This is a genomic window from Paenibacillus physcomitrellae (genome assembly GCF_002240225.1).
Taxonomy (GTDB): Bacteria; Bacillota; Bacilli; order Paenibacillales; family Paenibacillaceae; genus Fontibacillus; species Fontibacillus physcomitrellae.
The window spans coordinates 1,172,689-1,199,364 of sequence record NZ_CP022584.1 but is presented as its reverse complement, the minus strand read 5'-3'; the positions used below and the strand labels follow the sequence as shown (position 1 = coordinate 1,199,364).

Here is a 26,676-nt window from a genome sequence, read left to right as displayed (position 1 = left end):
AAGCTTGCTGCTAATAATTAGCATGGTGCAGGTTTCTTTGATGATCGATGATGAGCTTTGAACGGCAAATTCACTCGTTCTGTTTCGTGATGCTGGTGACAGGATAATTCTTGATTACCAGCAGAATCAGCAGTTCGTTTGAGGGGGGGCCAACCCTTATTTGTCTGTCCGGCAGCTTGACGTTGGTTTATTTGGTATCGAATATTCTCCTATTGCCCCGGCCTTTGGCCGGGTTTTTTGCGTTTTTAGGGCTGAAGGATGAAGAAAACGGGAAAGGAGGAAATTAAGGACATGCAGTGGACAGCTTCCGGAGATGTAAATTTACAGCCCATGAGCGATGAGTTCTATATGGCGCTTGCGCTTGATATGGCCAGGCATACACAGGGACAGACAGGCGTTAATCCGGTTGTCGGCTCCGTGGTCGTCCGGGAGGGCGCGGTAGTCGGCATGGGCGCACATTTGAAGCGGGGCGAAGGGCATGCGGAAGTTCACGCGCTGCATATGGCGGGAGAACGGGCAGCTGGAAGCACCGTTTATGTGACGCTTGAGCCGTGCAGCCATTATGGGGCGACCCCGCCCTGCAGCAAGAGGCTGATCGAAGCTGGGGTATCCCGCGTTGTAGTGGCCTTCGAGGACCCGAATCCCCAAGTTTCAGGCAGGGGAATCGCCATGTTAAGGGAAGCCGGCATCACGGTGGAGACCGGCGTTATGGAAGCAGAAGCCAGGCAGTTAAACAGGAAATTCATCAAGTTTATTACTACGGGACTTCCCTTTATCACCCTCAAAGCAGCCAGCACGCTGGATGGCAAAATTGCGACGCGTACAGGCGACAGTAAATGGGTTACAGGGGATGCCGCACGTCAAATTGTTCATACGATGCGTCATCAGCATGCGGCTATTCTGGTCGGAGTGAACACGGTTATCGCTGATAATCCCTCTTTAACCACCCGGCTGCCTGTACCGGGGCTTTCTCCGATCCGGATTATCGTTGATTCCAAACTTCGGATCCCCGAGGAAGCGAAAGTGCTTCAGGCAGGAGAAGAAGGAGATCAGGACACGATTATTTTAACGACCGTGGATCACGGGAATCCGGCAAAGCAGCAGCTCCTTGAAGCCAAAGGAATCCGGATCATTCCCTGCGGAGAAGGGGAGCGGGTGGATCTGCAAGCCGGTCTAAAACAGCTAGCGGTGTCTGGAATCCCGTCCATACTGGTGGAGGGCGGGGGGGCGATAAGCGGATCGTTCCTTGCGGAGAAAATGATAGACGAAGTTCAGCTGTTCCTCGCTCCTAAGCTGATCGGCAGCGGAGGCAAGGACAGTTTCGGCTTTATCGGTCCGGACATGATGAATGATGCAATCACATTATCGAATTTGCAAGTCACACCGGCCGGGAATGATCTTTTGATTACAGGAACACCAAGCTGGGAGGGATAAACCTTGTTTACTGGATTGGTAGAGGAAGTGGGGCGTCTGAAATCCGTAAGCCGCAGCGGCGAAGCGATGGTGCTGGGCATTGAAGCTCATACGATCATGGAGGACATGGGGCTCGGAGACAGCATCGCGGTTAACGGCGTTTGTCTGACAGTGACCAGCATGACGGCCTCCTCCTTTAACGTTGATGTTATGCCCCAAACGTACAAACATACTAACCTTTCCAAGCTGACTGCCGGGCAGAAGCTGAATCTGGAAAGAGCGATGTCCGCAGGAGGCCGCTTTGGCGGGCATATCGTGCAGGGTCATGTGGATGGAACAGGGATTATTGTGGATGTCCAGCGTGACTATAATGCAGTTGTTTATACGATCAGACCGGTCCACAGTGATTTGTTAAGGTATATGGTAGCCCAAGGTTCGATTACGGTGGATGGCACAAGCTTGACCATAGCTGCATTGAACGAGGATCGTTTCAGCGTTTCGATCATCCCTCATACGCTGGCACAGACGGCGCTCGGCACCAGGAAACCGGGGGACAGCGTTAATCTGGAATGTGATATTTTGGGCAAATATGTGGAACGTTTGCTGTTTTATAAAAGCCCGGCCGATCAGTCGGCTGTGGCAGGATCGAAAGGGCTGGATTTAAATTTTCTTGCCGATAACGGATTTGTTTAAGAAGGGGAGTTGGTAAAATTGGAACCCATTGAGCTCGATTCCATAGAAGAAGCGCTTGAAGAGTTAAAGAAAGGCAAACCAATTATCGTGGTAGACGATGAAGACCGCGAAAATGAAGGCGATCTGGTTGCGCTTGCCGAGATGGCCACGCCTGATGTCATCAATTTCATGATTACCCAGGCAAGAGGACTGGTTTGTGTGCCTATTACGCAGGAAAGAGCGGAAGAGCTGGAACTCACGCCTATGGTTGCACATAACACTGATTACCACGGTACCAACTTCACAGTCTCGGTCGATTACAAGGATACAACAACGGGTATTTCCGCTTTCGAGCGTTCCCAGACCGTTAAAGGCTTGATGAACCCGGAAGCCAAAGCGGAGGATTTTCGCAAACCCGGACATATGTTTCCGCTGATTGCCAAAAAAGGCGGCGTATTGCGGCGAGCCGGCCATACAGAAGCTGCGGTTGATCTGGCGATACTTTGCGGCTCTTATCCGGCTGGCGTCATATGCGAAGTGATCAAGGAAAATGGAGAAATGGCCCGGCTTCCCGAACTTAAACAATTTGCCGGCCAGCATCAATTGAAATTGATCAGCGTGCGGGATCTTATCCGTTATCGAAATGAGCGAGAGAAGCTGGTCAACCGGGAAGTCGAGGTCCGGATGCCGACAGATTTCGGCGAGTTCCGGGCCGTGGCTTATACAAACTCCGTGGACAACAAGGAGCATTTGGCATTAGTTAAAGGGGAAATTAACCCGGACGAACCTGTACTTGTACGTGTTCATTCCGAATGCTTGACCGGGGATGTGTTCCACTCTCACCGCTGTGACTGCGGTCCTCAATTCGCAGCTGCCCTCCAGCAAATCGAAGCAGAAGGCAGAGGAATACTGCTCTACATGCGTCAGGAAGGGCGGGGCATCGGTTTGATTAACAAGCTGAAAGCCTACAAGCTACAGGAACAAGGTCTCGATACGGTAGAAGCCAACCTCAAGCTTGGTTTTCAGGCCGATTTGCGAGAGTATGGTATCGGGGCGCAGATCCTTAAAGATCTCGGAGTCAGACAAATCCGGCTAATGACGAACAATCCCCGCAAGATTAAAGGACTTGAAGGATACGGTTTGCAGGTAGTGGAACGTGTTCCTATCCAAATTAAGGAGAATGAGGACAACACCGCTTATCTGCACACGAAGCAGGCCAAGCTTGGCCATATGCTGGTGTTCGATGAGGGGAAGGAATTGGATGACATCGAGCAGAATGAGGATCATTCGCAGACTACCTGATTAAAGCTAGTACAACAAAGCTGTAAAAAAATATATAAATAACAATATATGGAGGTTTATTTAATGGGACAAATTTTTGAAGGAAATCTGGTTTCATCCGGTCTGAAATACGGAATCGTGGTCGGGCGTTTCAACGAGTTTATTACAAGCAAGCTGCTGGGAGGCGCGCTGGATGCCTTGAAGCGGCATGGGGTAACCGACGAAGAGGTTGATGTAGCTTGGGTACCGGGGGCGTTTGAAATTCCGTTAGCAGCTCAGAAGCTTGCGGAAAGCGGCAAATACGATGCGGTTATCACGCTGGGCACGGTGATCAGAGGTTCTACGAGTCATTACGACTACGTCTGCAATGAGGTGGCTAAAGGCGTAGCGGCGATCAGCCTTAAAACAGGGCTTCCGGTGATTTTCGGCGTGCTTACGACAGAGAACATCGAACAGGCCGTTGAACGGGCGGGAACTAAAGCCGGCAACAAGGGATGGGATGCTGCAATTGCGGCAATTGAAATGGCAAACTTGACGAATCAGCTAAAATAGTGCTTATTTAATGTAGTGCTTTTCTTCGGAAGGGCGCTACATTTTCTTTTGTACGGGTGGTGGATCATAGAGTGACGGTACTTTACAAGCTGGAGACCTTTGAGGGTCCCCTGGATCTGCTGCTTCACTTGATTGACAAAGCGGAGATTGCTATTGAAGAGATCTCCATTAGCGAAATTACGGACCAATATATGGATTACTTGCATTCCATGCAGGAGCTGGAGCTGGAAATTACAAGCGAATTTCTGGTAATGGCGGCTACCCTGCTGTCGATAAAAAGCAAGAAGCTTCTCCCCAAACCTCCTGTGATCGAATGGGAGGACGAATATGATTTGTATGATCAAGAGGATGAGAATCCGGAAGAAGAGCTGATCCGCAAGTTGATCGAGTACCGCAAATTTAAGGGCATCGCGGAGCTTCTGCACGACAAGGAGTGGGAGCGCAGTCTTATCTTCTCCAAAGAGCCTGAGGATTTGACGCCTTTTATGCCTGAAACGGCCGAAAATCCGGTAGAAGGGCTGCATGTATCCGACCTGATCAGCGTGTTTCATAAAGCGCTCCGCAAGGCGGTCAAACGGAATACGGTGGCCCGGATCCAGCGGGACGAAATTTCCGTGAAGGACCGGATCAAGGAAGTAGTGAGTGTGCTCGAGCTGGCAGGGCGCGGTGGACGGGTGTTATTTTCCAAGCTGCTGGATGAAGATTTGTCCCGCCACGAGGTGGTTGTTACATTTCTGGCGATCCTGGAATTAATGAAGATGAAGCTTATTTTGTGCTACCAAAATCATTTGTTTGATGACATTGTGATGGAGTGGAAAGGGGAACAAGCCGGTAATGGATTTTCTGAAGTTGAAATCGATTATTGAAGGGATGCTCTTCCTGGCCGGTGAGGAAGGGCTGACCGTGAAACAACTATGCGAGGTGCTGGATCAGCGCCCCGAAATGATTAAAGAAGTGCTGGACGAATTGAAGAAAGATATGTCCAACGAAGGGCGGGGACTGCAGCTGTTGGAGATTGCCGGACATTTTCAGATGGCTACGCTCAAGGAGCACGCTCCTTATTTCGAGAAATTAGCGTATTCGCCTTCAAGGTCTTCCTTATCTCAAGCGGCACTGGAGACGTTGTCGATCATTGCTTACCGCCAGCCGATTACCCGGATTGAAATTGAAGATATCCGCGGCGTTAAAGCGGAAAGAGCAATTCACACGCTGGTCAACAAAGATCTGATTCAGGAGGTTGGCAGAGCGGAGGCGATCGGGCGCCCGATTTTGTACGGGACAACCAAAGCGTTCCTTGACTATTTTGGGCTGGCGAGCCTGAAGGATCTGCCGGATCCCGAACAGTTTGCAGAGGCTGATCCGCTGGAGGACGAAACTCATGATTTATTTGACCGTATCCGCAGCGAGCAGCTGACTATTGACGATGTGGATTAACCAGTAAACGGGTGCCCGGGAATGATATTCCCGGTTCACCCGTTTTTTTTGTTGCATGGAATATGGAGCTGGAGAGAAGAAAGGAATGATATGTAAGCCGGTCAGGCATACTAGAAAATGGATTTTTCACTTGGGACGGAGGGTTGAAGGATGTGGATATGGATTTGGACGGGGCTGCTGGTGCTGGCAGTGGTCCTGCTGCTTCTGTTTGTTTTGTTGTCCAGAATCACCATTACAATTCATGCCAGAAAGCAGAATAAAGACGAGCGGATAACCGCGGAAATGAAGGCCCTGTTTGGTTTGGTGAACCTTCATTATGAGGTGCCCCGCATTATTTTTGACAACTTCAAGCAAGGGTTTAAGGTGGATACGGCTACGGACAGCAAGTTACCCATAAGGTCGGATCATAAGGAAACTGCCCAGCATATCGGTAAGGAGGTGCTTCAGCATTGGGACGAAATTTATATTCAGATTCTGCATGCCACCGATGGCTTAAAGCAGTGGACGAATGCCATGCTCAAACATCTGGAGGTCGACCGGCTGGAATGGACTACGGATTTTGCCCTGAAGGAAGCGGATCATACGGCGGTAGTGAGCGGTTTGCTCTGGAGTCTGAAGAACTGCATCGTTGGCGGACTGTCCTTCCGCGTGAACATGAAGAAGCCGCCCGAACTCGAGGTGTCGCCGGGGTTTGGCACGACTCCTCACTTTACAACACAAATGGATTGCATAGCGAAAATAGGTCTAGGATATGCTATGTATGCTGGACTGACTCTTATAACTCGCGTGCTCAAAGTGAAAGGAGGAACTAAACAATGGCTGAACATCCTATTCAAGGCTTGATGAGAACCGCTATGGAGAACATCAAGGCTATGGTCGATGTGAACACAATCGTTGGAGCTCCGGTGGAAACCAAGGACGGCAGCGTAATTTTGCCGATCAGCCGCGTCGGGTTCGGGTTTGCTGCAGGTGGGAGTGATTTCCGGATTTCCGGTGAGCATCACGAACATCATAGCGAGAACAACGAAGTTAGTCGTCCATTTGGCGGCGGCAGCGGCGGGGGCGTTTCGATTAACCCGATTGCCTTTCTCGTTGTAGGGCCTCAAGGCGTAAATGTGGTGCCGCTCGATAATCAAACCCACGTGATGGAGAAAATTATCGATACCGTCCCAAACGTCATTTCTCAGCTGCAGAATATGTTCAATCAAAGCGGCAATTCGACGATGGTTGTCTCCGAAACACCAACGTTTCAGTCGCGCGTATAAATGAACTATCCGACAGCCATGAATTTCCCTTCCGAATCGTGGAAGGGTTTTTTTATCTTCGGACTGGGCAAAGATGGACAAACGGGGTCTATCCAGGCCCTTTATGCATATATTAACTATCAGAATCTTCATCACCAGACCAATCAGCTAAGGAGTAGGTTATGAAACGATTGAAGCGAAAGATTTCCTGGTTAGGTTTAATGCTATTGACCTGTCTGCTGCTACAGCCAGTAGGAGTCAGAGCGCAAGAAGAGACGAAAGGACCTCCGGAGGTGGGCACGCACGCCCAGGCAGCCGCACTGATTGATGTGGAATCCGGCAGGCTGCTGTACAGCAAACAAGGGGACGAGATTTTGCCGATTGCGAGCTTGACCAAAATTATGACCGCGATAGTGGCTATTGAAAACGGAGGACTGGACAAGAAGGTCAAGGTGAGTGCCAAAGCCTTCGGCAAAGAAGGCTCCTCCATTTATTTGAAGCTGGGCGAAGAGATGACTTTGGAAAATATGCTTTACGGCCTGATGCTTCGTTCTGGTAATGATGCAGCCACAGCCATTGCCGAGCATGTCGGCGGGTCTGAGGAAGGTTTCGTGCATTTGATGAACCAGAAGGCGGAAATGATCGGCTTGAAGCATACGCATTTCATGAATCCGCACGGGCTTGATCACAAACAGCATTATTCAACAGCCAATGATTTGGCCAAGCTTACGGCTTACGCCCTGCATAATCCGGTGTTTAAACAAATAGTGTCCACCAAGCAGAAAAAGGCGCCAAACCCAAACGAATCCTGGGGTTATGACTGGCTCAACAAAAATAAAATGCTGAGAATGTATGAAGGCGCGGATGGCGTCAAGACCGGATTTACAAAGATTGCCCGACGCTGTCTGGTCAGCTCGGCGACCCGGAACGGCCAGCAGCTCGCTGCGGTTACACTCAATGACGGAGATGACTGGAATGACCATGCCAACATGCTGGATTTCGGTTTTGCCAATTTCCCGCTTCAAACCTTGGTGAACAAGCAGCAGCCTATCAAACATGAGGGAATGGATCTTACCGCCGGGATTGACTTCCAGTATCCGCTTCACGCTTCCGAGAAACAGCAGGTTCAGCAGGAGATTAAGGTTATGGAATCTCGAGATCCATTTGGATTTCGGGGGAAACTCGTATTGAAGCTTAATGGTGAAATCATCGGCTCCGTGCCGCTATATGAGAACAAGCAAATTGAACAGCAAAAGGGGAAGGGGCATTCAAGCAATTAAGAATAGATTGTCAGCTGTAAAGGGGAGAGGGGAAACATGGTTAATAAAATATGGCTGGGCATGCTGCTTATCGGCTTTGGGTTTGCCGCATACAAGGGCGACATCAATCTGGTTACCAAAGCTGCATTTGAAGGAGCGGAGACAGGGGTTACCGTCTGTTTCGGTCTGATCAGCGTGCTGGTGTTCTGGATGGGCATCATGCGTTTGGCCGAAGATGCCGGGCTTGTCGCCAAGATTTCTAAGCTGATGGGACCGGTGGTCCGCTTTCTATTCCCGGACGTGCCGAAAAACGATCCCGCCATGGGGTACATACTATCCAACATGAGTGCCAATCTGCTGGGTCTCGGCAATGCCGCCACACCTATGGGCATTCGTGCCATGCAGGAGCTTCAGCGGCTGAATCCGGACAAAACTTCGGCTTCGCCGGCCATGTGTACGCTGCTGGCCCTAAATACGGCAAGCATCACGCTTATACCGACCACGCTGATCGCGATCCGGAATACCTATCATTCGGCTAATCCGGCCGAAATCGTTGGCAGCACGTTGCTTGCGACGGCAATCGCTACCTTGGCTGCCGTTTTTGCAGACCGCTGGTACCGCCGCAGGACACCTTACCCTCCTGTACCGCCTGCCGGTGCCGCTAACAGCGCTCCTCCTCCTGCGACTCGTTCAGCTTCCGCCGGATGGGGTGAGGGTACTTGAACTGGATACATCAAATCTCGGCTTGGGCGGTTCCGGTCATGATTGCTTTTATTCCGCTCTACGCCTTTTTCCGGAAGATACCGGTATACGAGTCCTTTGTGGATGGAGCCAAGGATGGTTTCTCAACGGCGATCGGGATTATCCCCCATCTGGTGGGGATGATGGTGGCGATCAGTGTGTTCCGGGCTTCGGGTGCGATGGACTTTCTAATAGGCCTGGCCGCGCCGCTCGTCCAATGGCTGCATATTCCCCCTGAGGTGCTTCCGCTTGGCATATTGCGGCCCTTAACCGGGACAGGCTCCTTAGCCTTCACAACCGATCTCATCAAAACTTATGGTCCGGATTCCATGATCGGCCGGATTGCTTCAACCATACAGGGCAGTACGGATACAACTCTTTATGTGCTTACGGTTTATTTCGGAGCGGTAGGCATCCGCAACGGCCGATATGCGCTGAAGGTCGGCTTATTTTCAGACCTGGTTGGTTTTGCGGCTGCCATTTTTATTTGTTTGCTTCTGTTTGGCTAAATCTGGCTGAAACCAGGATAACGCTCTCCTTGCGGGAGCGTTTTTAGCTTTGTCTATTGTGATTTTATACGCAAGTGGGTATCATGAATGAGAGGTGACTTGAGAATATGGAAGAAAGATTGCAGAAAATACTGGCTCAAGCGGGAGTGGCCTCGCGCCGCAAATGTGAAGAGCTCATTTTGGCCGGCAAGGTCCAGGTCAACGGTGAAACGGTTACCGTGCTTGGGACTAAAGCCGACCCTGCTACGGACACGATCACGGTAGCTGGGAAGAATATCGGAGCGGAGCAGAAGCTGTACCTTTTGTTCAATAAACCCAAAGGGGTTATTACCAGCGCCAGCGACCCGCACGGACGGAAGATTGTCACCGATTACTTAAAAGGAATCAAGGAAAGAGTATACCCGGTCGGACGACTGGATTACGATACGGAAGGGCTGCTTTTGTTAACGAATGACGGCGAATTCGCCCATCTGCTGACCCATCCTAAACACCATGTGCCCAAAACGTATCTCGCAACCGTAAAGGGAGTTCCGCACGGTACGGAACTGGACAAGCTTAAGAAAGGCATTATGCTGGAGGACGGGATGACGGCTCCGGCCGAGGTGGAATATCATGATGTTGATCCGGACAATAAACAGGCCACGATCTCCATCACGATCCACGAAGGTAGAAATCGTCAGGTTCGCCGGATGTTTGAAGCCATTGGTCATCCGGTTACCCGTCTGAAACGTATTTCGTTCGGGAATTTGTTTCTGGGAACTTTGAAACGCGGGGTTTACCGTCATCTGACCAAAAATGAAGTGGATAACCTGCGTCAAAGCGCTGTTGTAGCAGGTGGGAAAAAGCAGCATTAATCAAAAACTCAAGCCTGAGCGTCGCTTGCTGTCACCTTGTTCGGGACCAAGCGGCGTTTCTGCTGGAGTGGATTTGAAGAACATAAATGACGGAAGTACAATATTTTCATTATAGATTTGCCGCCGCCTGAACATGGATCAGGCAATCAGATGGAGGGGTTGTTTAGGATGTCAGAACAGGTCAACCGCATTTTAGTTGTAGATGACGAAGAACGGATTCGGCGTCTGCTCAAGATGTATCTGGAGAAAGAGGGCTATGAGATCGACGAAGCAGAGGATGGGGAAAGCGCTCTCAAGAAAGCGATGGAGTATGATTATGATCTCGTCCTGCTCGACGTTATGCTTCCCGGCATGGACGGGATCGAGGTCTGCAACCGTTTAAGACAGGCCAAGGCTACACCGGTGCTGATGCTGACGGCCAAAGGCGAAGAAGTGAACCGGGTACAAGGCTTTGAGGTTGGTGCGGATGATTATGTCGTAAAACCGTTCAGCCCCCGCGAGGTCATTTACCGCGTTAAGGCTATTTTGCGCCGTTCCTCGGCGACTGCTTTCTTGTCCCAGGAGACCGGAAGCAGCAGCACTATTGTCTTCCCGAGTCTGACGATCGAGCATGATGCCCATCGGGTAACTGCCGGCGGGGAGGAGATCAGCCTGACGCCTAAGGAATACGAGCTGCTGCATTACTTGGCTGTTTCACCGGACAAGGTATTTTCCCGCGAAGAGCTGCTGAAGGATGTGTGGAACTACGAATTTTTCGGCGATTTACGTACGGTGGATACCCACGTCAAACGTCTGCGCGAGAAGCTCAACAAAGTGTCTCCCGAAGCGGCTTTGATGATCACCACGGTATGGGGCGTCGGTTATAAGCTGGAGGTCGGCAAATAAGTGGCGGGCTTCTGGAGGTCACTTGTCGGCAAGCTTTGGCTGACGATCAGCGCCTTGGTTGCCTGTGTATTGCTGACGCTGGGTCTGTTCCTGCTTCCTTACATTGATACAAATTTCACCAATTCCGGCGCGATCAAATCGCTGTTTGTATGGGTCTCCATTGCCGGCTTTGCGTTAACTACTTTCTTTGCCCTATTTCTATTCACAAAAATCACCCAGCCGATGCGGCGGCTCATCCAGGCTGCTGATGAAATCAGGACCGGGCATTATGATACCCGGGTAACCATGCGGACAAGCGATGAAATCGGCGATTTGGCAAGCACGTTTAACCATATGGCCGAAGAGCTGGATAATACGATCCGCAGCCTGAACCTCGAGAAAGAGCATTTAGCCAGCGTCCTGCGCAGCATGAATGATGCTGTCCTTACCATCGATCAGAACGGTGCGGTGATTTTGACCAATCCGCCGGCGGAAGAACTTCTGCATCAGTGGGAGAATATCGATCGGGATAAAGAAAAAGAAATGGAAACAGCGCAGGGGCTTATTCCTTCGTCGCTGCGTCCGGTGCCCGAGCCGCTTGTGCCGATGTTCAGGCGGGTATTCGGCGAGAAGGAAGATCAGCGGGAAGATGTTCATGTCAAACAAACCGTATGGTCGGTTCACATGACGCCTCTGACTTCAGAAGGGGATATTCAAGGAGCGGTGGCCGTTCTCCGTGACGTAACGGAACAAGCTCAGCTTGAGAAGATGCGCAAGGATTTTGTGGCGAATGTCTCGCACGAGATTCGCACCCCGCTGTCCATGATGCAGGGCTACAGCGAAGCCCTGCTGGACGGGATGGCTTCGACGCCGGAAGAGGAACGCGAGCTGATTCAGGTGATCTACGATGAATCCCTTCGCATGGGAAGGCTGGTTCACGATCTGCTGGATTTGGCCCGTATGGAAGCCGGTCATACGGAAATGGTTATGCATGAGACCGACCTGAGCGAGCTGCTGAACAGAGTGTACCGGAAGTTCATTGTCCGGGCGAAGGAACGTTCCATCCAGTTGGACATTTCGCTTCCTTCGGAGACGCTTATTCTGGAAGAAGCAAGTGAAGACCGATTGGAGCAGGTGATGACCAACTTGCTGGATAACGCCTTCAGACATACGCCGGAGAATCGCCGGATCGCTCTTTCGGCTCAAACTATACCCGAAGGACCCCGTCAGGAGCGATGGGTGGAGATCACCGTTTCCGACGAAGGGCACGGTATTGCCGAGGAAGACTTGCCTTATATCTTTGAACGCTTCTACAAAGCGGATAAAGCGCGTGTCCGGGGTGAATCGGCCGGGACGGGGCTGGGATTATCCATCGTCAAAAATATCGTTGTCGCCCACAACGGGACGATTACCGCTGAAAGCAAAGTTGGGCAGGGGACGGTATTTCGGATGAAGCTGCCTGTCGAAAAACAGAAGTAGCTGCAGTCATTCTGCTGCTCAGGATGTTTTTTTTGTTGAAACGGGAAGATAAATCTTGTTCTACGTGGAACAGCGGAGACCAGCAGAAGGGCTCCAAATCAAAAAAAGTGCCAGCCGCGGCGTTTAAGCCTAGCGGCAGCACTTTTTTTCGTTAAATAAAGAGATTGATACCTGACTGATCGGCTTTCCCGAGATAATATCCTACCCCGCCGATTTTGACTCCCGGAATCAGTTCCTCTTGACGGATTCCCATTACATCCATAGACATTTGGCAGGCGACCAGTTCAACACCCTGTTCTTTGGCTGTTTCCATCAACTGCTCCAGAGAAGCGATGCCGCTCCGGTGCATGACCCCTCGAATCATTTTGGAGCCCATGCCCATCATATTCATGCGGGACAAGCCAAGCTTGCGGCTGCCGCGGGGCATCATCATGCCGAACATTTTACCCATAAAGCTTTTGTTGATATCGGCCTTCTCGTTCCGGCGCAGCACATTTAATCCCCAGAAGGTGAAAAATAAAGTGACCTTCTTGCCGCTGGCGGCAGCGCCATTGGCGATAATAAACGAAGCAATCGCTTTATCCAAATCCCCGCTGAAAACGACCATAGTGGTTCCATCGGCGGCTTTATTTACGCTTGCACCTGATCCGCCTGCGGGAGCTTTAGCTGAATCAGAAGAAGGTTCGGACTCTTTCTGGATATAAGCTTCAATAATACCGGAATTGCTCTTGCTGATCTTCAATAGCTTGTTGCCCGACATGCCGGCCCAAGCCTGAACATCTTCATAGAAGCCGGGATCGGAGGCACTGATCCGGGCAATTTGCCGGTCTTGAAGCTGATCCATCGTTTGTTTGACTTTAATCAGCGGTCCGGGACAAGATAGTCCGCAGGCATCCACTTCTATGTCCGCATCTACCTCCGCTGCTGTTGCGGTTAAGGGCATGGAGGCAGGAGCAGTAACCGGAACCAGGGCCGGAGCCGGCGGCTGAACCGGAGTTTCTAAAGCAGCAGCGGTTTGCTGCATTCCTGGGCCTGCCGCTGGCTCATTATCGGATGAAACGGGCTGATAGTTAGCCATTAAATACGTTTTATAACCCCCTGTCAGGTTACGGACACGGAATCCTTTTTGCGCCAAAATTCTTGAAGCCGTATAACCGCGAAGGCCAACCTGGCAGTATACCCAGATTTCTTTGGCCGGATCCAATTCGTTTAGGCGTCTGCGCAGTTCATCGACAGGAATGTTGATGGAGCCTGAAATATGCCCGTTCTGGTGTTCCATTTCTGATCTGACATCGACGAGTACAATCTCCTCGTTGGAAAGCTGTTCAAGCTGAGACGGAACAAACACTTGGGTTCTGCCGGCTAATATATTTTCAGCTGCATATCCCGCCATATTAACCGGGTCTTTGGCAGACGAATACGGCGGCGCATAAGCCAATTCAAGTTCGGTCAGATCAGTTACTGTTCCCTTGAAATGGATTAGCGTAGCGATGTCGTCGATCCGTTTGTCAACGCCGTCATAACCTACAGCCTGAGCGCCCAGCACAATTCCCTGTTCATCAAACAGCAGTTTGATTGTAAGCGGGCTTGCACCTGGATAATAGGAGGCATGAGAGCTCGGGTGCACATAGGAGACATGATAGGACATGTTAAGACGCTGAAGCGTTCTTTCGCTGCTTCCGGTAACCGCACCGGTCAAGCCGAATACTTTAATAATTGATGTGCCTTGGGTTCCTTTAAAAGTTGTCTGGAGACCACAGACATTGTCGGCTGCAATACGGCCTTGTTTATTGGCAGGTCCGGCCAGCGGAACAGCCGCCTTCATTCCAGTAACGAAGTCTGTAACTTCTACAGCGTCTCCAACTGCAAATACTTGCTCCGCAGAGGTTTCCATCTTCTCATTGACGAGAATATGTCCCCGTTCACCTAGTGCAACGCCGCTGTTGGCAAGAAAAGAGGTATCAGGAGTTACGCCGATTGCCAGCATGACCAAATCAGAGGTAACAGTGCGCCCACTTTCTAATAGGGTTTCGATTTGATCTCCGGTTTCTCTGAACGATGCTACCGATTCGGAGAACAATAACTTAATGCCTTGCTGTTCAAGCTCTTTGGCTAAGACGGCTGCCATCTCCAAATCAAATGCCTTGAGAATTTGAGCGTTTCGTTCAATCAAAGTGACTTCAAGACCCAACTCCCGCAGATTCTCTGCCATTTCTATGCCTATAAATCCTCCGCCGATGATAACGGCAGATTGTGTTCCTTCTTTCTGCACCTTAGCTTTGATCTTATCTGTATCCGGAATATTGCGAAGAGAGAAGATCAGCGGGCTTTCAATGCCCGGGAGATTAGGACGTACCGGTTTGGCTCCGGGGGATAAGATCAACGCATCATAACTTTCCTCGTAAACGCCGCGATCTTGGCTGGCGACTTGTACGGTTTTGTTCTCGGTATTTACGGAGATAACTTCGCTTTTCGTACGGATATCAAGATTAAAGCGCTGCTTCATGGCTTCTGGAGTTTGAACCAACAATTTGGAGCGGTCCTTTATCGACTCTCCAATATAATAGGGAAGACCGCAATTAGCGATTGAGATGTGCTGTTCCCTTTCGAACATAATAATTTGTGCTTCTTCGTCCAATCTTCGAAGTCTGGCGGCAGCGGAGGCACCGCCGGCTACACCGCCTACAATTAAGACTTTCTTGCTCATGATTGATCCTCTCCTAACAATACTTGTATTAGCTGAATCATGGTTTGATCTTTAATTGAATAATTGATTTCGAGACCGCTGCGTTCGGCTTCGATGATACCGAGTGTGCGAAGCTTCTGCAAATGCTGGGATACTGTGGACTGAGGAAGCCCCAGACAGTCCTGCATATAAGAAACATTACATTGTTTTTTAGTAATCAGTCCCTTTACGATGCAGAGTCTGACCGGATGGGCGAGCGCTTTAAGTTTCTCGGCAGCTTCCTCATATTGTTTAAAATTGTTGTCCAAATCGACCACCTCACAAAAACGTTATATCGTAATATTATAATATAGTGATGTTAATGGCAAGAATAAAAAACGTCCTTCCTGAAAGAGGAAGAACGTTTTCGGCATAGAGTATAAACTTGACTTGAGTCGAATAGGGCGGAACTGGCGGGACTGATGAATAAATCCTGTTGGTTAGGCGAGCACGATTTCCTTGGCGGTCTTCAGCTCCGGCAATTTGGTCAGCTCATCCAGCACATATTCAGGTACCGCTTTGTCAACCGTCAGCACCATGATAGCTTCCCCGCCGACAACTTGACGGCCAACCTGCATGGATGCGATGTTCACATCATTGCGGCCAAGCAGCGTTCCGACATTACCGATAATGCCAGGTTTGTCATTATGGGAGATCACGATCAGATGTCCTTCCGGAGCGATATCAACCGGGAATTTATTGATTTGTACAATACGTTCTCCGTATCCATTCAATAAAGTTCCGGCGATTTGGGTATCGCCGCTGGAGGTTTGCAGCGTAATCGTAATCAGATTCATGAAACCTTTCCGTGCCGGAGCAGAGGAGACGGCCACATGAACATCACGGGTTTTTGCCAAATGCATCGAGTTGACGATGTTAACATCGCTGCCGAAGTGGCGCGCTAGTACGCCCTTTAGAATATAACGGGTCAGCGGCTGCGTATCGACCTCGGACAAATCGCCAGCGTAGTCAATTTGAATGCCTTTAATGGCAGCTTGATTGATTTGTGCAGCGATCGAGCCGATTTTCTCTCCAAGACCGAAGTAGGGCTGGAGTTTGTTCATGACGCTTGCGGCCACAGGCGGCATGTTCACCGCATTTTTGAAAGGTTCGTCACGAAGGATGTGCAGCACCTGTTCCGATACGTCGATTGCAACATTTTCTTGTGCTTCCACGGTCGAGGCCCCAAGGTGAGGCGTTACGATAACGTTCGGGTGGTTCAGGAAAGGATGATCCGACTGAGGCGGCTCCTGCTCGAATACGTCGAAGGCAGCACCGGCGACAATACCTTGATCGATAGCTTCGATCAGCGCTTTCTCATCGATAATCCCGCCGCGGGCACAGTTGATGATCCGCATTCCTTTTTTCATCACTTCAAACTGCGGAGAAGCAATCATGTGTTTGGTTTCCGGAGTGAGCGGCGTATGAACCGTAATAAAATCGGCATGACGTACGATGTAGTCCACGGTAGCAAGCTGGACGCCCATTTTCTCGGCGCGGTCTTCCGTCAGGAAGGGGTCATACCCCAAAATGTCCATGCCGAAAGCTTTGGCCCGTTTGGCGACTTCACTGCCGATGCGGCCCATACCCAGGACGCCCAGCTTCTTGTTGCGGAGCTCAACGCCTAGGAATTTGCGGTCCCATTGTCCGCTGATCGTTTTAGCATATGCCTGCGGGATATGGCGGGCTAACGCCATCATCATGGCAAAAGCATGCTCACATGTTGTAATCGTGTTGCCGTCCGGCGCATTAATAACGATAATGCCGGACTGAGTGGCGGCTTCCAGGTCAATGTTGTCAACGCCAACACCGGCTCTGCCGATCACTTTGAGGCGTTCACCGGCTTTCATAATAGCTGGGGTCACCTTGGTCTGACTGCGGACAAGCAGGGCATCGTACTGCGGAATAATGGCAATAAGTTCGGCTTCATTCAGACCGGTTACCCGATCTACAGTAACATCCTCGGCATCCACAAGCTGCTGAATTCCCAAATCGCTGATCGGATCCGACACTAACACTTTAAACATGTTTTGACCTCCTAAAAGTTTTGTATAGCATAAGCCTCCTGATAAGCAACGACAAAACTTACTTCGGAAGCATGAGCTTAAAGTTTTGTATAGCATAAGCTCCTTGGTAAGCATCGACAAAACTTACTTCGGAAGCACGCTTTAGAGAAGTGCTGAATTGCCGCGACAAAGGATGCGTGCGAATAGGGACTTCAACAGGCTCTTTAGGCCTGCTGTCCTACGGTAAATAACAACAACAATAAAAAAAGCCCCAATCCGCATACTACCACCGTAGTAAGGGACGAGACTGTTCGTGGTGCCACCCTTATTCGCCGTATCTTTGCAGATCCGGCCTCCATGTCTTGCGACAGAAATGATAACGGATTTCAACCGGCCGGCCTACTGAAGCTTCAGCACAGCACTCTGGAGGGCTAGGTTTGGATTCCCAAGCTGCCGGTTCGCAGCGACCACCGGCTCTCTGAAAGCTCAAAATCGACCTTTCTCCATCAACGTGTTATCGATTGATTTTTCATAATGTAACATGGCAAGTAAAGACTGTCAATACCGCAATTTGGGGATATTCGGGTCTTTTCATCCGGTCAAGACAGATGAATTTTACTTCTTGTGGCGCCTTGAACATGGCTGTCCCAATCGGTTATGATTTTATGAAGGACACCATAAAGACAATCTCTGAAGAAAAGCGGTATGTGGATGAGAAAAAAATTAGAAAAAATCAAATTAAGACGGGTAAAGCCTGAAGAATTAAACGATCGGCTCTTATTGATCAATTTATATTTCACCCAGGGACTTACATTAGTTCTAAGTCTGATTATTATGCTGTTTCAATGGCGTAATCCGCTGAAGCTTTTAAGGATCCCGTCTGACCTTGATTTTGTCTGGTGGGGGCTGGGATTAGCCGGAGTTGCTTTTGTCGTCGATTTGGTTTTATCTAGGGTCATTTCGGAAAGCACCATGGATGACGGCGGCATAAATGAAATGCTGTTTCGAAAACGGCCGGTCTGGCACATTATTATCATTGCTGTGATCGTAGCCATTTGTGAGGAAATGCTGTTCCGCGGAGCGATTCAGCATTCTATAGGCCCTTACTGGACCAGCATTTTGTTTGCGGTCATTCATGTTCGTTATTTGCGGCACTGGATCCCTACGGCGTGGGTATTTGCGAGCAGTTATGGCCTTGGATACATTTATTTGGCTTCAGGGACCCTTTGGGCGCCGATTTTGTGTCATTTTCTGATCGACCTGATTTCCGGACTTGTGATCCGGTTTCGGAGGGAACCATGAATCAAAGATTAAGCAGAGTGGAAAGGTTAGGCAAAAGACACGCCGGTAAGACTGAACAAAAACGGACGAGATCCTCATCACATCGATCAACCCCGCTCGAAGGGGTTGAAGAAGAGGTTATGCTGAATACAGCTGTTTACAATGCTGCAGCGGCGAGGGAGATTATTGGAGCAAAAACGGTTAACAGTGAGAGAAAAGGCGTAAAAGCTTCGGCTCACAGCTTCGCCGAACCGTCCAGATCGGCCAAGCAGCCAATTCAGTCAACACCCCCCAAACTGTCCAAATCGTCAACAGCGTCCGGATCGTCCAAATCGTCCAGAACGCTGCACACTCCGCAGACGGCCATAAACCGCTCAGTTGAGAGAGGGGCCGAGCCGGATTCAATCCCCGCAGGACGTAAAGGCAGGGCGGAGAAAATCATCAAAGACAACATAGATCTGCCGGAACAAGAGCTTACACCTTCGCGCACAGAAACTTATCCCTCGAATCGAGTGAAGTGGACGAGGTGGTTTTTTAATGTGCTTCTGGTGATTTTTATCGGATTAACGATCTGGCTGCTGTGGTGGGGGTTCCATGCTTCCCCATGGGCCGTCAAACAAGGCAAATAAGCCTATCTGGCTGGTTGTGGACAAGCTTTCCTGACGAAGGGGATTTCCTGTATTTATGCCGCATGAGACGGCTGCGCGGCGGCAACAATACTTGTGATCTTAATCTAAAGGAGGCATCCGCAAGTGAAAACTTCTTCATTTCTAATGGGCGTAGCTTTAGGGGCGGCCGGCGTTGTTTGGGCTTCCAGAAAAAGAAAAGGTTTGATGTCCGCCGCATCCGGCGCTGGTTCGATGATCAGCTTTGCCAATCTGGCCAAAAACAAAAGCAACGGCACCTTTAACGGCATGGATTCCGGGAGCCTTGCCAACAGTATCAAAACGGATAAACAAAGCGTAAATCCGGTTCATAAGGCGGAGCAGAAGGAATCGAATCTCAAAACGATTAAGGACTTTATTAAAGGCAACCCTGACGTACGCCGCGAAGTCGAACTCATCATGAAAGAGACAAATACGATTATTCCTGGTTTGTAATAAAAAGCGGTATATAGAATCATTTCTTCTGGTCTATACCAGGGAAATGATTCTTTTTTTTAACTATTTTATTGCGTGCAATTGAGTGAAATAAATGATAACATAATTACATAGAACCATTTCCAGCACACATTGCTGAGTGCTTCATAATCTGTTGTAACACGGATTGGAGAGGAGGATCCTGTATGAAAATAGAACGTTTGGGCCAGGATAAGATACGGATTTTCCTCACTTTTGATGACCTTAGCGAACGCGGAATACAGAAAGAGGATATGTGGCAGGAAATTCCCAAAGTCCAGGATCTATTTACGGAAATGATGGATCAAGCTTATAATGAATTGGGCTTTGATGCTACAGGACCGCTAGCTGTTGAAGTTTTCGCACTCCCTGCGCAAGGGATGGTCGTCATCGTGACGCGAGGCAAATATGATCGCAGTCATCCGTTCAGTTCTATGAGCGAGGACGAGATGGCGGACGACGTATACGAGATGGAAGTTACGCTTGAACTTAGCGATTCCATTGTGTATGCCTTTAGCGACTTTGAAGTGCTTATCGAAGCTGCTCATGTACTAAACCATTCACTTACCGGAGCCGGAAGGCTGTATAACTATAAAGGGAAATGGGTTCTGTACCTGGAACCTGAAGACGTCGAAGAAGCCAAACAGCAGCTGCTCATTGCAGTTTTGGCTGAGTATGGAGAAGCAACCTCTGTGACTCCGGCAGTTCTTGATGAATACGGCAAGGTCGTTATGGAAGAGAATGCTATTCAAACAATCGTATCTCATTTCAAACGCCAGTCCTGACAATCGGGCAGGTTCAGGGGTCCGCGTCTTCCTACAAGGCGATGCGGACCTTTCTTATTGTAATCATAATTATTTTAGTTTTAATAATTTTAATCGTAATTATTTTTAACGCCGCGGCGTAAACCGGAAGGAGGAGATGACGTTTGCTGTGGTTTTCAATTGGTACGGCTGCGCTCGCTCCTGGTCTTGCGCTGCTGACCTATTTTTACTTGAAGGATAAATATGATACAGAACCGCTGCATATGGTGATTAAGATATTTCTGGTCGGATTTCTGATTGTTTTCCCGATCATGATTCTGCAGCGGGGTCTTATTATATGGCTTGGAAATAATTCGTTTGTTTATTCTTTTCTGATCTCGGCGGGCATTGAAGAACTCGTCAAATGGTTTGTGCTTTATCATATGATCTACAACCATACGGAATTCGACGAGCCTTATGACGGAATTGTTTATGCAACCGCCGTTTCCCTCGGTTTTGCTACGATTGAGAACGTGCTCTTTGGTTTAACTCATGAGGCGGCCATTGGTTCGCTGCTGATCCGCGCGCTGCTTCCGGTTTCCGGACATGCGATGTTTGGGGTCATTATGGGTTACTATCTGGGCCGCGCCAAGTTCTCAAATGGGAACAAAACGGGACGTTATTTATTGTTTTCACTGCTTCTCCCCGTGTTTTGGCATGGCATATATGATTGGGTTCTTGGCAACATTTCGGAGTACTGGCTTTGGTACATCGTCCCTTTGATGGCTTTCCTATGGTATGGGGGGCTTGGCAAGATAACAAGGGCCAACAGCCGCTCGCCGTTCCGGCCGATGGAGGCCAGTTCAAGAGACTAAATATCCATAAAATGGGCATCCTATACCTGATAGCACCGTCAAACGGAAATCTCAGGGAAAGGATGTTTTTTATGCGGGTAAAAGTCACAATCACGTGCAAAAGCTGTGGAGAACGGTTCATTTTAAGAGCCCGGAAAGAACGGGGCAAACTGGAGACCGGGTTTAAGCAGTGTATTTGCGATAATACGGAAGCATTTGAAATCGAAGAAATTCCAATCTAGGAACGGATCAAAAAAGCATGCATAAAGTCCCTTTCTTCTTGTCAAACTAATGGCAGTTAATTGAAGAAAGGAGAGCGAATAGTTGATGTACAGACGGTTAAGCGGTGTATTATTTCCCGTCATGACTATATTGCTGATCGGGGCTCTGGTGTGGGGATATCAAGAGAACCGGGACAAAAACTCGGTACTGCTCAAAGCGGAAAACCAATATCAGCGAGCATTTCATGACTTGTCTTACCACGTGGACCGGATCCATGGGGAACTTGGCAATACGTTGGCGGTGAATTCGGATTCTACCCAGATGCACCGCAAGGGGTTAATGAATGTATGGAGGATTACAAGTGAGGCACAGGGGGAGATCAATCAGCTGCCTTTAACACTACTTCCTTTTAACCAGACGGAAGAACTGCTGTCTCATGTCAGCCAGTTTTCTTATCAGACAGCCGCTCGCGATTTGACCAAAAGTCCGCTGAGCACGTCAGAGTTAAGCAATTTGAAAGAGCTTTACAAGCGTACGGGAGAAATCTCGAAAAATTTGCAGCAGGTTCAAAATAAGGTTATCTCGAACCGTCTTCGCTGGATGGACGTCGAATCTGCACTGGCAACGGAAAAAGCGGCTGCTGATAATACCATTATCGACGGCTTCAAAACGGTGGATAAGAAAGTCAGCGAATATCCGGAGCTTGATCTTGGGCCTTCAGTGGCGAGCGTTTATAAGAAACGCAGCGTGAAGAAGCTGGATGCCAAGCCGGTTTCACAGAATGAAATCCGTGATAAGGCAGCCAAATTCCTGGGTACCCAAGCAGGTAACATCAAGGTTACCGAAAACGGTGCCGGCACTGAATGGTCTTCTTATACGGCCACAGCAACGGGAGCCGGTAAAAATGCGAGTGCGGTTGCTTCCCTGGATTTCACCCAACAGGGCGGGGATATGATTGCCTACAGCCTTTCCAGAGAGGTAGGCCCGCGTTCGGTTTCAGCGGATGTGGCCCGGCAGAAAGCCGGCGAGTTCCTCAAAAGCAAAGGTTTCGAGGATATGACACCGGTCACTTATGATGAATATGACAACATGGGCAGCATGACCTTTGTTCACTCCCAGGATGGAGTTTTGATTTATCCGGAGAAAGCAACGGTCCGCGTCGCACTGGATAATGGCGAGGTTACAGGCCTGCAGTGCAGCGATTATGTGTACGAAAGAAACAAGGATCAGAAAGAACAGCTTCCAAAAGCCAAACTGACCCTTGCCGAGGTCAAAAAACATTTAAACCCTGAGTTCAAGGAAAATTACCACCGGATGGCGGTTATCGACAATGACGCCGGCCAGCGGGTAGCTACCTACGAGTTCAGCGGCCGGATTAACGGCTCCAACTACAGAATCTATCTGAACGGCGACACCGGAGAAGAGGAGAAAGTCGAGGAGTTCCTTCAGGCGGGAACCAGCCGCTCCTGAGACGGAAACATTAAAACCTGTAAGCAGCTTTCATCTAAAAGGATGAGGCTGCTTTTTTGTTTAAATTGAATCATTTTTTAAAGCAGGGACGTGCTATAATTCATATAGAAAAATTTTGTGCTACTGGCGGTGATCAAAAGTGTATCCAAAAGTTAACGAGTTCGTTTATCTTCAAGTGGTCTCCGGGGATGAAAAGGAAGCCAAAACCGAATACAAATCGCGTATATCGGATATCGAGGAGGATGCCCTGCTGATTGAAGTCCCGATGGAGGTCGGTCACAATCGCTTGAAAAGATTGTTTATAGGCGAAGAGTTGTCCGTTTATTTCATGACCGAGTCCGGCACCAAAAATTACTTTAGTACATACGTGTTAGGTTTTACGAATGATGTAGTCCGTCAGGTCCGCATACGCAAGCCAGAACCCTCTTCCATCACTCAGGTTCAGCGGCGCAACTACCTTCGTGTCCCGGCGGAGCTTGAGCTTGCGGTGGGAATGAAGAACGGTCAGCGGTTTTTAGTGGTAACGGATGATGTAGGCGGCGGCGGTGTTTCTTATTTTGCAGAAAGTTCTAATCAGGTCGTGGAAGGGGATTTACTGGACTGCTGGCTGCTCGTTCCTTACCGGAATGGTTCCATCGAGCATGTTCATTTTGAAGCGGAGGTCGTTCGCAAGAAGAAGCTGGAGTCCGGCAAGCAGCAGGTTATGCTTAAATTTACCGGCATTACGGATTATGAGCGGCAGAAAATTATTCGCTACTGCTTCGAACGCCAGTTTGACTTCAGAAACCGGTAAAAAAGTTTGCCGGCATTCATTTAGTAAATAGCGTGATACATAAACTTTCAACCTCTGGGTAATTATAACAATTACTTTGATTTAGAGGGTGAATAGTTATGAATAGTAACAGGGACGAAGAGGAATATACGGCTCTATTCATTCAGTTCAGCAGCGGGGTGGAGCGTTGGTTGAGAAAAGGGTTGATCCTGCTAATCATCTGTCTTTTTATGAGTCAGCTTTTGCTGCAAATCCCTTCCGTGCGGAGCGTGATTTCGTCAGCCGAAAGATGGGAAGGCAAGATTCCGAAGCCTATAACGGTTCCTGTAAAAATACCGGAGGGAAACTGACTTTTTTGCATCCTCCTTTTTTATGTGGTATAATTTTCACGTCGCAGGCAATGCCTGCTTTTTTCTTGAGTTTAACAGATAAGCTTTGCAGTTTGAGGAGGAATACCCCTTGTCAGGTCAATCGAAGGGTTACATGAACAGCAAAATCAACATCGCGATCGATGGACCGGCGGGGGCAGGCAAAAGCACAGTCGCACGTATGGTTGCCGGCAAGCTTGGTTATGTCTATGTGGATACCGGAGCCATGTACCGCGCGGTTACGTTGCGAATGCTTGAATTAGGAATTCCACCGGAAAATGAAGACAAAGTGCTTCAAGTAGCCCGGGACATGGTTATTGAATTAAAACCCGGAGAAGAAGGTCAGAAGGTGCTTCTGGACGGGATTGATGTCACGGAACAGATTCGTTCTTATGATATCAATGCAAATGTGTCGCGATATGCGCAAATCGAGGGGCTGCGGTCTTTGATGGTTTCCCTTCAGCGGCAAATGGCTTTGCGCAAAGGCGTCGTAATGGATGGACGCGATATCGGGACTACCGTTCTGCCTGCTGCCGAAGTGAAGGTCTTTATGACAGCGGCGGTTGAAGAACGGGCTCGGCGCCGGTTTCAGGAAATGAAGAATCCGGAAAGCACATCGCTGGAGCAGCTCACCCGCGATATTGCTGAGCGGGACCGGCTGGATGCCGAGCGGGAAGTATCTCCGCTGCGTCAAGCCAGTGATGCTGTGCTGCTCGACACGACCCGTATGACAATCTCAGAAGTATCGGAAGCCATCGTATCTTTATGTGAGGCTTATGGGATGGAGAGTAGTGTAGAATGATCTACAGCTTTTGCCGAGTAATTGTAAGAGCCATTTATAAACTGCTGTTTCGGTTTGAAGCTGCTGGTCTGGAACATGTTCCGCAAGAAGGCGGAGTGCTCTTATGTTCCAACCATATTAGCAATTTCGATCCGCCGGCAGTAGCGCTTCTGTTAAAGCGCAAGGTTCATTTTATGGCGAAAGCCGAACTGTTTGAAGTTCCGGTTTTCGGAAAGCTCATTACGGAGCTGGGAGCCTTCCCGGTGAAGAGGGGCGGAGTCAGCAAGGAATCCATTAAAACTTCGCTCAAGTTATTGAGAGAAGGCTATGTCATGGGGATTTTTCCCGAAGGCACCCGGAAAGCCGCGGCGGATGCCGCAGTGAAAAAAGGGGCTGCGAACTTTGCACTTCGCAGCGGGGCAGCAGTGGTTCCTGTGGCTATTATCGGCACTTATAAACTTTTTAGGAAAGTGAAAGTCGTGTACGGACCGCCGGTAGATTTGGACGAGTTCCGGAGCGATCCTTCTGGGGAAGCGGTAGAAGCGGCGACGGAGCGCATTATGACGTCTATCCGCGAGCTTAAGCAGAAGAGCGCCTGATCCGCTGATCCTTCAATGAGAGCATGCATGAAGAATCCGGGGAATTGGCAAGCTATTACAGATACATCTTGTTTTGAACTACGCCAAGAGCGAGTTTAAATAAATGGGCTTATTGAACTGAGGAGGTTATTGAAATGTCGGAAGAATTCAAAGATCAACAAGAAGTTGTGGAAGCGACAAATCAAGACGAACTGGAGCAGATCGTATCCTTGAAAAAAGGGGACACCGTCAAAGGAACGATTGTCAAGGTTGAAGACAATCAGGCTTACGTAAGTCTTGGATATAAATATGACGGTATCATTCCTATTCGTGAATTGTCTTCGGTACACCTTGATTCCGCTAACGATGTGGTTCAAGTGGGACAAGAAGTTGAGGCGAAAGTGGTCAGCATTAACGACGAGAAAGAAAGCCTTGTTCTTTCCAAACGTGCGATCGACAGCGAGAACGCTTGGGATGATCTGCAAGCGAAATTTGACAACAACGAAACGTTTGAAGTTGTCGTTGCTGACGTAGTTAAAGGCGGCATCGTGGCAAACGTTGGCGTTCGCGGCTTTATCCCTGCCTCCATGGTAGAGCGTCATTTCGTTGAAGATTTCAGCGATTACAAAGGCCGTACTCTCCGCGTTAAAGTGAAAGAACTTGACCGTGAGAACAATAAAGTGATCTTGTCTCAGAAAGATGTTCTGGACGAAGAGTTTGAAGCCAACAAACTGAAAGTTATGGCTGGCCTGCAAGAAGGTTCCGTAATCGAAGGTACAGTACAACGCTTGACTCAATTTGGTGCATTTGTTGATGTTGGCGGCGTTGACGGCTTGGTTCACGTGTCTGAAATCGCTTGGAACCACGTTGATAAACCAGCTGACGTACTTTCCGAAGGCGACCAGGTCAAAGTGAAAGTGCTTAAAGTGGATCCTGAAAAAGGCAAAATCAGCCTGAGCATCAAAGCTGCTACTCCAGGTCCTTGGGAAACAGCTGCTGATCAGTTCAAATCCGGAGACATCGTATCCGGTGAAGTGAAACGCCTTGTTCCTTTCGGTGCTTTTGTTGAGATTGCTCCAGGCGTTGAGGGTCTGGTTCATATTTCCCAAATTTCTCATAAACATATCGGCACTCCGCAAGAAGTGCTGAAAGAAGGACAAAACGTTCAGGTGAAAATTCTTGAAGTGAATCCTTCCGAGAAACGTGTGAGCCTCAGCATTAAAGAAACGGAAGAAGCTCCTGCTGAATCCGCTAAGCCGGAAAGATCTTCTTCGCCGAGCCGCGAAAGAAGAGACAGCGTGAAGGCTGAAGATTTGGGCAATAACCCTAATGTGTCCTTGAACAATCAAGGTCTGAGCATTACGCTTGGCGAACGTTTCGGCGACAAACTGAGCAAATTGAAATAAGCAGTAACCATTGGATAGTTGGCGTTGAACGGCGAACTCGGCAGAGGGTT

28 protein-coding genes and 1 other annotated feature are annotated in these 26,676 nt (G+C 49.2%); of the genes, 25 read left to right on the top strand and 3 right to left on the bottom strand.

Annotation, left to right across the window (positions count from 1 at the left end; genetic code table 11):
- The first annotated feature begins 291 nt into the window (after positions 1-291).
- The 14 genes from ribD (at position 292) to CBE73_RS05440 (ending at position 12,302) form a co-directional block, all read left to right on the top strand.
- Complete coding sequence (gene ribD, locus CBE73_RS05505; protein WP_094093363.1) at positions 292-1,434, top strand: bifunctional diaminohydroxyphosphoribosylaminopyrimidine deaminase/5-amino-6-(5-phosphoribosylamino)uracil reductase RibD; 1,143 nt, start codon at positions 292-294, stop codon at positions 1,432-1,434.
- 3 nt (positions 1,435-1,437) lie between these two features.
- Positions 1,438-2,106, top strand: coding sequence for a riboflavin synthase (ribE, locus tag CBE73_RS05500; protein WP_094093362.1), 669 nt, complete (start codon positions 1,438-1,440; stop codon positions 2,104-2,106).
- Between the two features lie 18 nt (positions 2,107-2,124).
- Complete coding sequence (locus tag CBE73_RS05495; protein WP_094093361.1) at positions 2,125-3,387, top strand: bifunctional 3,4-dihydroxy-2-butanone-4-phosphate synthase/GTP cyclohydrolase II; 1,263 nt, start codon at positions 2,125-2,127, stop codon at positions 3,385-3,387.
- Positions 3,388-3,450: 63 nt separating this feature from the next.
- Positions 3,451-3,918 (top strand): 6,7-dimethyl-8-ribityllumazine synthase, encoded by a 468-nt coding sequence (ribH, locus tag CBE73_RS05490; RefSeq protein ID WP_094093360.1) that lies wholly within the window; start codon positions 3,451-3,453, stop codon positions 3,916-3,918.
- A 71-nt stretch (positions 3,919-3,989) separates the two neighbouring features.
- A complete protein-coding gene (locus CBE73_RS05485; RefSeq protein ID WP_094093359.1) occupies positions 3,990-4,784 on the top strand; it encodes a segregation and condensation protein A in 795 nt (264 codons plus the stop codon).
- A complete protein-coding gene (scpB, locus tag CBE73_RS05480; protein WP_094093358.1) occupies positions 4,753-5,352 on the top strand; it encodes an SMC-Scp complex subunit ScpB in 600 nt (199 codons plus the stop codon). Before CBE73_RS05485 ends, scpB begins: the two co-directional genes overlap by 32 nt.
- A gap of 150 nt (positions 5,353-5,502) precedes the next feature.
- Positions 5,503-6,195, top strand: a complete 693-nt coding sequence (locus CBE73_RS05475) for a DUF2953 domain-containing protein (protein WP_094093357.1) — start codon at positions 5,503-5,505, stop codon at positions 6,193-6,195.
- Complete coding sequence (ytfJ, locus tag CBE73_RS05470; RefSeq protein ID WP_094093356.1) at positions 6,168-6,617, top strand: GerW family sporulation protein; 450 nt, start codon at positions 6,168-6,170, stop codon at positions 6,615-6,617. The genes CBE73_RS05475 and ytfJ overlap by 28 nt, the downstream gene beginning before the upstream one ends.
- A 161-nt stretch (positions 6,618-6,778) precedes the next feature.
- Positions 6,779-7,876: a D-alanyl-D-alanine carboxypeptidase family protein gene (locus CBE73_RS05465; protein ID WP_094093355.1), complete on the top strand. Its 1,098-nt coding sequence runs from the start codon at positions 6,779-6,781 to the stop codon at positions 7,874-7,876.
- A gap of 36 nt (positions 7,877-7,912) precedes the next feature.
- Positions 7,913-8,578, top strand: a complete 666-nt coding sequence (locus CBE73_RS05460; RefSeq protein WP_094093354.1) for a nucleoside recognition domain-containing protein — start codon at positions 7,913-7,915, stop codon at positions 8,576-8,578.
- Positions 8,579-8,616: 38 nt separating this feature from the next.
- On the top strand, positions 8,617-9,105 hold the full coding sequence (locus CBE73_RS05455; protein ID WP_094096155.1) for a spore maturation protein: 489 nt from the start codon (positions 8,617-8,619) through the stop codon (positions 9,103-9,105).
- Between the two features lie 107 nt (positions 9,106-9,212).
- Entirely contained in the window at positions 9,213-9,959 is a 747-nt protein-coding gene (locus CBE73_RS05450) for a pseudouridine synthase (protein WP_094093353.1), read from the top strand.
- Between the two features lie 168 nt (positions 9,960-10,127).
- A complete protein-coding gene (locus tag CBE73_RS05445) occupies positions 10,128-10,844 on the top strand; it encodes a response regulator transcription factor (RefSeq protein ID WP_094093352.1) in 717 nt (238 codons plus the stop codon).
- Positions 10,845-12,302: a HAMP domain-containing sensor histidine kinase gene (locus CBE73_RS05440; protein WP_094093351.1), complete on the top strand. Its 1,458-nt coding sequence runs from the start codon at positions 10,845-10,847 to the stop codon at positions 12,300-12,302. It begins immediately after the preceding gene.
- Between the two features lie 151 nt (positions 12,303-12,453).
- Here CBE73_RS05440 and CBE73_RS05435 read toward each other — a convergent pair whose 3' ends face one another.
- The 3 genes from CBE73_RS05435 to serA all read right to left on the bottom strand — a co-directional run bounded on the left by CBE73_RS05435 (position 12,454) and on the right by serA (position 17,054).
- The gene (locus tag CBE73_RS05435) at positions 12,454-15,009 is read right to left on the bottom strand and encodes an FAD-dependent oxidoreductase (RefSeq protein ID WP_094093350.1); all 2,556 of its coding nucleotides are present in this window, start codon (positions 15,007-15,009) and stop codon (positions 12,454-12,456) included.
- Positions 15,006-15,296, bottom strand: a complete 291-nt coding sequence (locus tag CBE73_RS05430) for an ArsR/SmtB family transcription factor (protein ID WP_094093349.1) — start codon at positions 15,294-15,296, stop codon at positions 15,006-15,008. Before CBE73_RS05430 ends, CBE73_RS05435 begins: the two co-directional genes overlap by 4 nt.
- A 171-nt stretch (positions 15,297-15,467) precedes the next feature.
- On the bottom strand, positions 15,468-17,054 hold the full coding sequence (gene serA / locus CBE73_RS05425; RefSeq protein ID WP_094093348.1) for a phosphoglycerate dehydrogenase: 1,587 nt from the start codon (positions 17,052-17,054) through the stop codon (positions 15,468-15,470).
- Positions 17,055-17,327: 273 nt separating this feature from the next.
- Positions 17,328-17,552, bottom strand: a binding site (T-box leader).
- A gap of 192 nt (positions 17,553-17,744) precedes the next feature.
- On the opposite strand from serA, the gene CBE73_RS05420 reads away from it, so the two are divergent.
- From CBE73_RS05420 to rpsA, 11 genes are all read left to right on the top strand, one after another.
- Complete coding sequence (locus CBE73_RS05420; protein ID WP_094096154.1) at positions 17,745-18,335, top strand: type II CAAX endopeptidase family protein; 591 nt, start codon at positions 17,745-17,747, stop codon at positions 18,333-18,335.
- A gap of 119 nt (positions 18,336-18,454) precedes the next feature.
- Positions 18,455-18,943 carry a hypothetical protein gene (locus CBE73_RS05415; protein WP_094093347.1) on the top strand — a complete coding sequence of 163 codons (489 nt, stop codon included), beginning with the start codon at positions 18,455-18,457 and terminating at the stop codon, positions 18,941-18,943.
- Between the two features lie 123 nt (positions 18,944-19,066).
- Positions 19,067-19,414, top strand: a complete 348-nt coding sequence (locus CBE73_RS05410) for a hypothetical protein (protein ID WP_094093346.1) — start codon at positions 19,067-19,069, stop codon at positions 19,412-19,414.
- 185 nt (positions 19,415-19,599) lie between these two features.
- Positions 19,600-20,217 carry a genetic competence negative regulator gene (locus CBE73_RS05405; protein WP_094093345.1) on the top strand — a complete coding sequence of 206 codons (618 nt, stop codon included), beginning with the start codon at positions 19,600-19,602 and terminating at the stop codon, positions 20,215-20,217.
- Positions 20,218-20,360: 143 nt separating this feature from the next.
- Complete coding sequence (gene prsW / locus CBE73_RS05400; protein ID WP_094093344.1) at positions 20,361-21,050, top strand: glutamic-type intramembrane protease PrsW; 690 nt, start codon at positions 20,361-20,363, stop codon at positions 21,048-21,050.
- 306 nt (positions 21,051-21,356) lie between these two features.
- Positions 21,357-22,721, top strand: coding sequence for a germination protein YpeB (ypeB, locus tag CBE73_RS05395; RefSeq protein WP_094093343.1), 1,365 nt, complete (start codon positions 21,357-21,359; stop codon positions 22,719-22,721).
- 139 nt (positions 22,722-22,860) lie between these two features.
- Positions 22,861-23,514, top strand: a complete 654-nt coding sequence (locus tag CBE73_RS05390; RefSeq protein WP_094093342.1) for a flagellar brake protein — start codon at positions 22,861-22,863, stop codon at positions 23,512-23,514.
- 98 nt (positions 23,515-23,612) lie between these two features.
- Complete coding sequence (locus tag CBE73_RS05385) at positions 23,613-23,843, top strand: hypothetical protein (RefSeq protein WP_094093341.1); 231 nt, start codon at positions 23,613-23,615, stop codon at positions 23,841-23,843.
- Between the two features lie 133 nt (positions 23,844-23,976).
- Positions 23,977-24,663: a (d)CMP kinase gene (gene cmk, locus CBE73_RS05380; protein WP_094096153.1), complete on the top strand. Its 687-nt coding sequence runs from the start codon at positions 23,977-23,979 to the stop codon at positions 24,661-24,663.
- The gene (locus CBE73_RS05375; protein ID WP_094093340.1) at positions 24,660-25,241 is read left to right on the top strand and encodes a lysophospholipid acyltransferase family protein; all 582 of its coding nucleotides are present in this window, start codon (positions 24,660-24,662) and stop codon (positions 25,239-25,241) included. Before cmk ends, CBE73_RS05375 begins: the two co-directional genes overlap by 4 nt.
- A gap of 134 nt (positions 25,242-25,375) precedes the next feature.
- Positions 25,376-26,626, top strand: a complete 1,251-nt coding sequence (gene rpsA, locus CBE73_RS05370; RefSeq protein ID WP_094093339.1) for a 30S ribosomal protein S1 — start codon at positions 25,376-25,378, stop codon at positions 26,624-26,626.
- Positions 26,627-26,676: the final 50 nt, after the last annotated feature.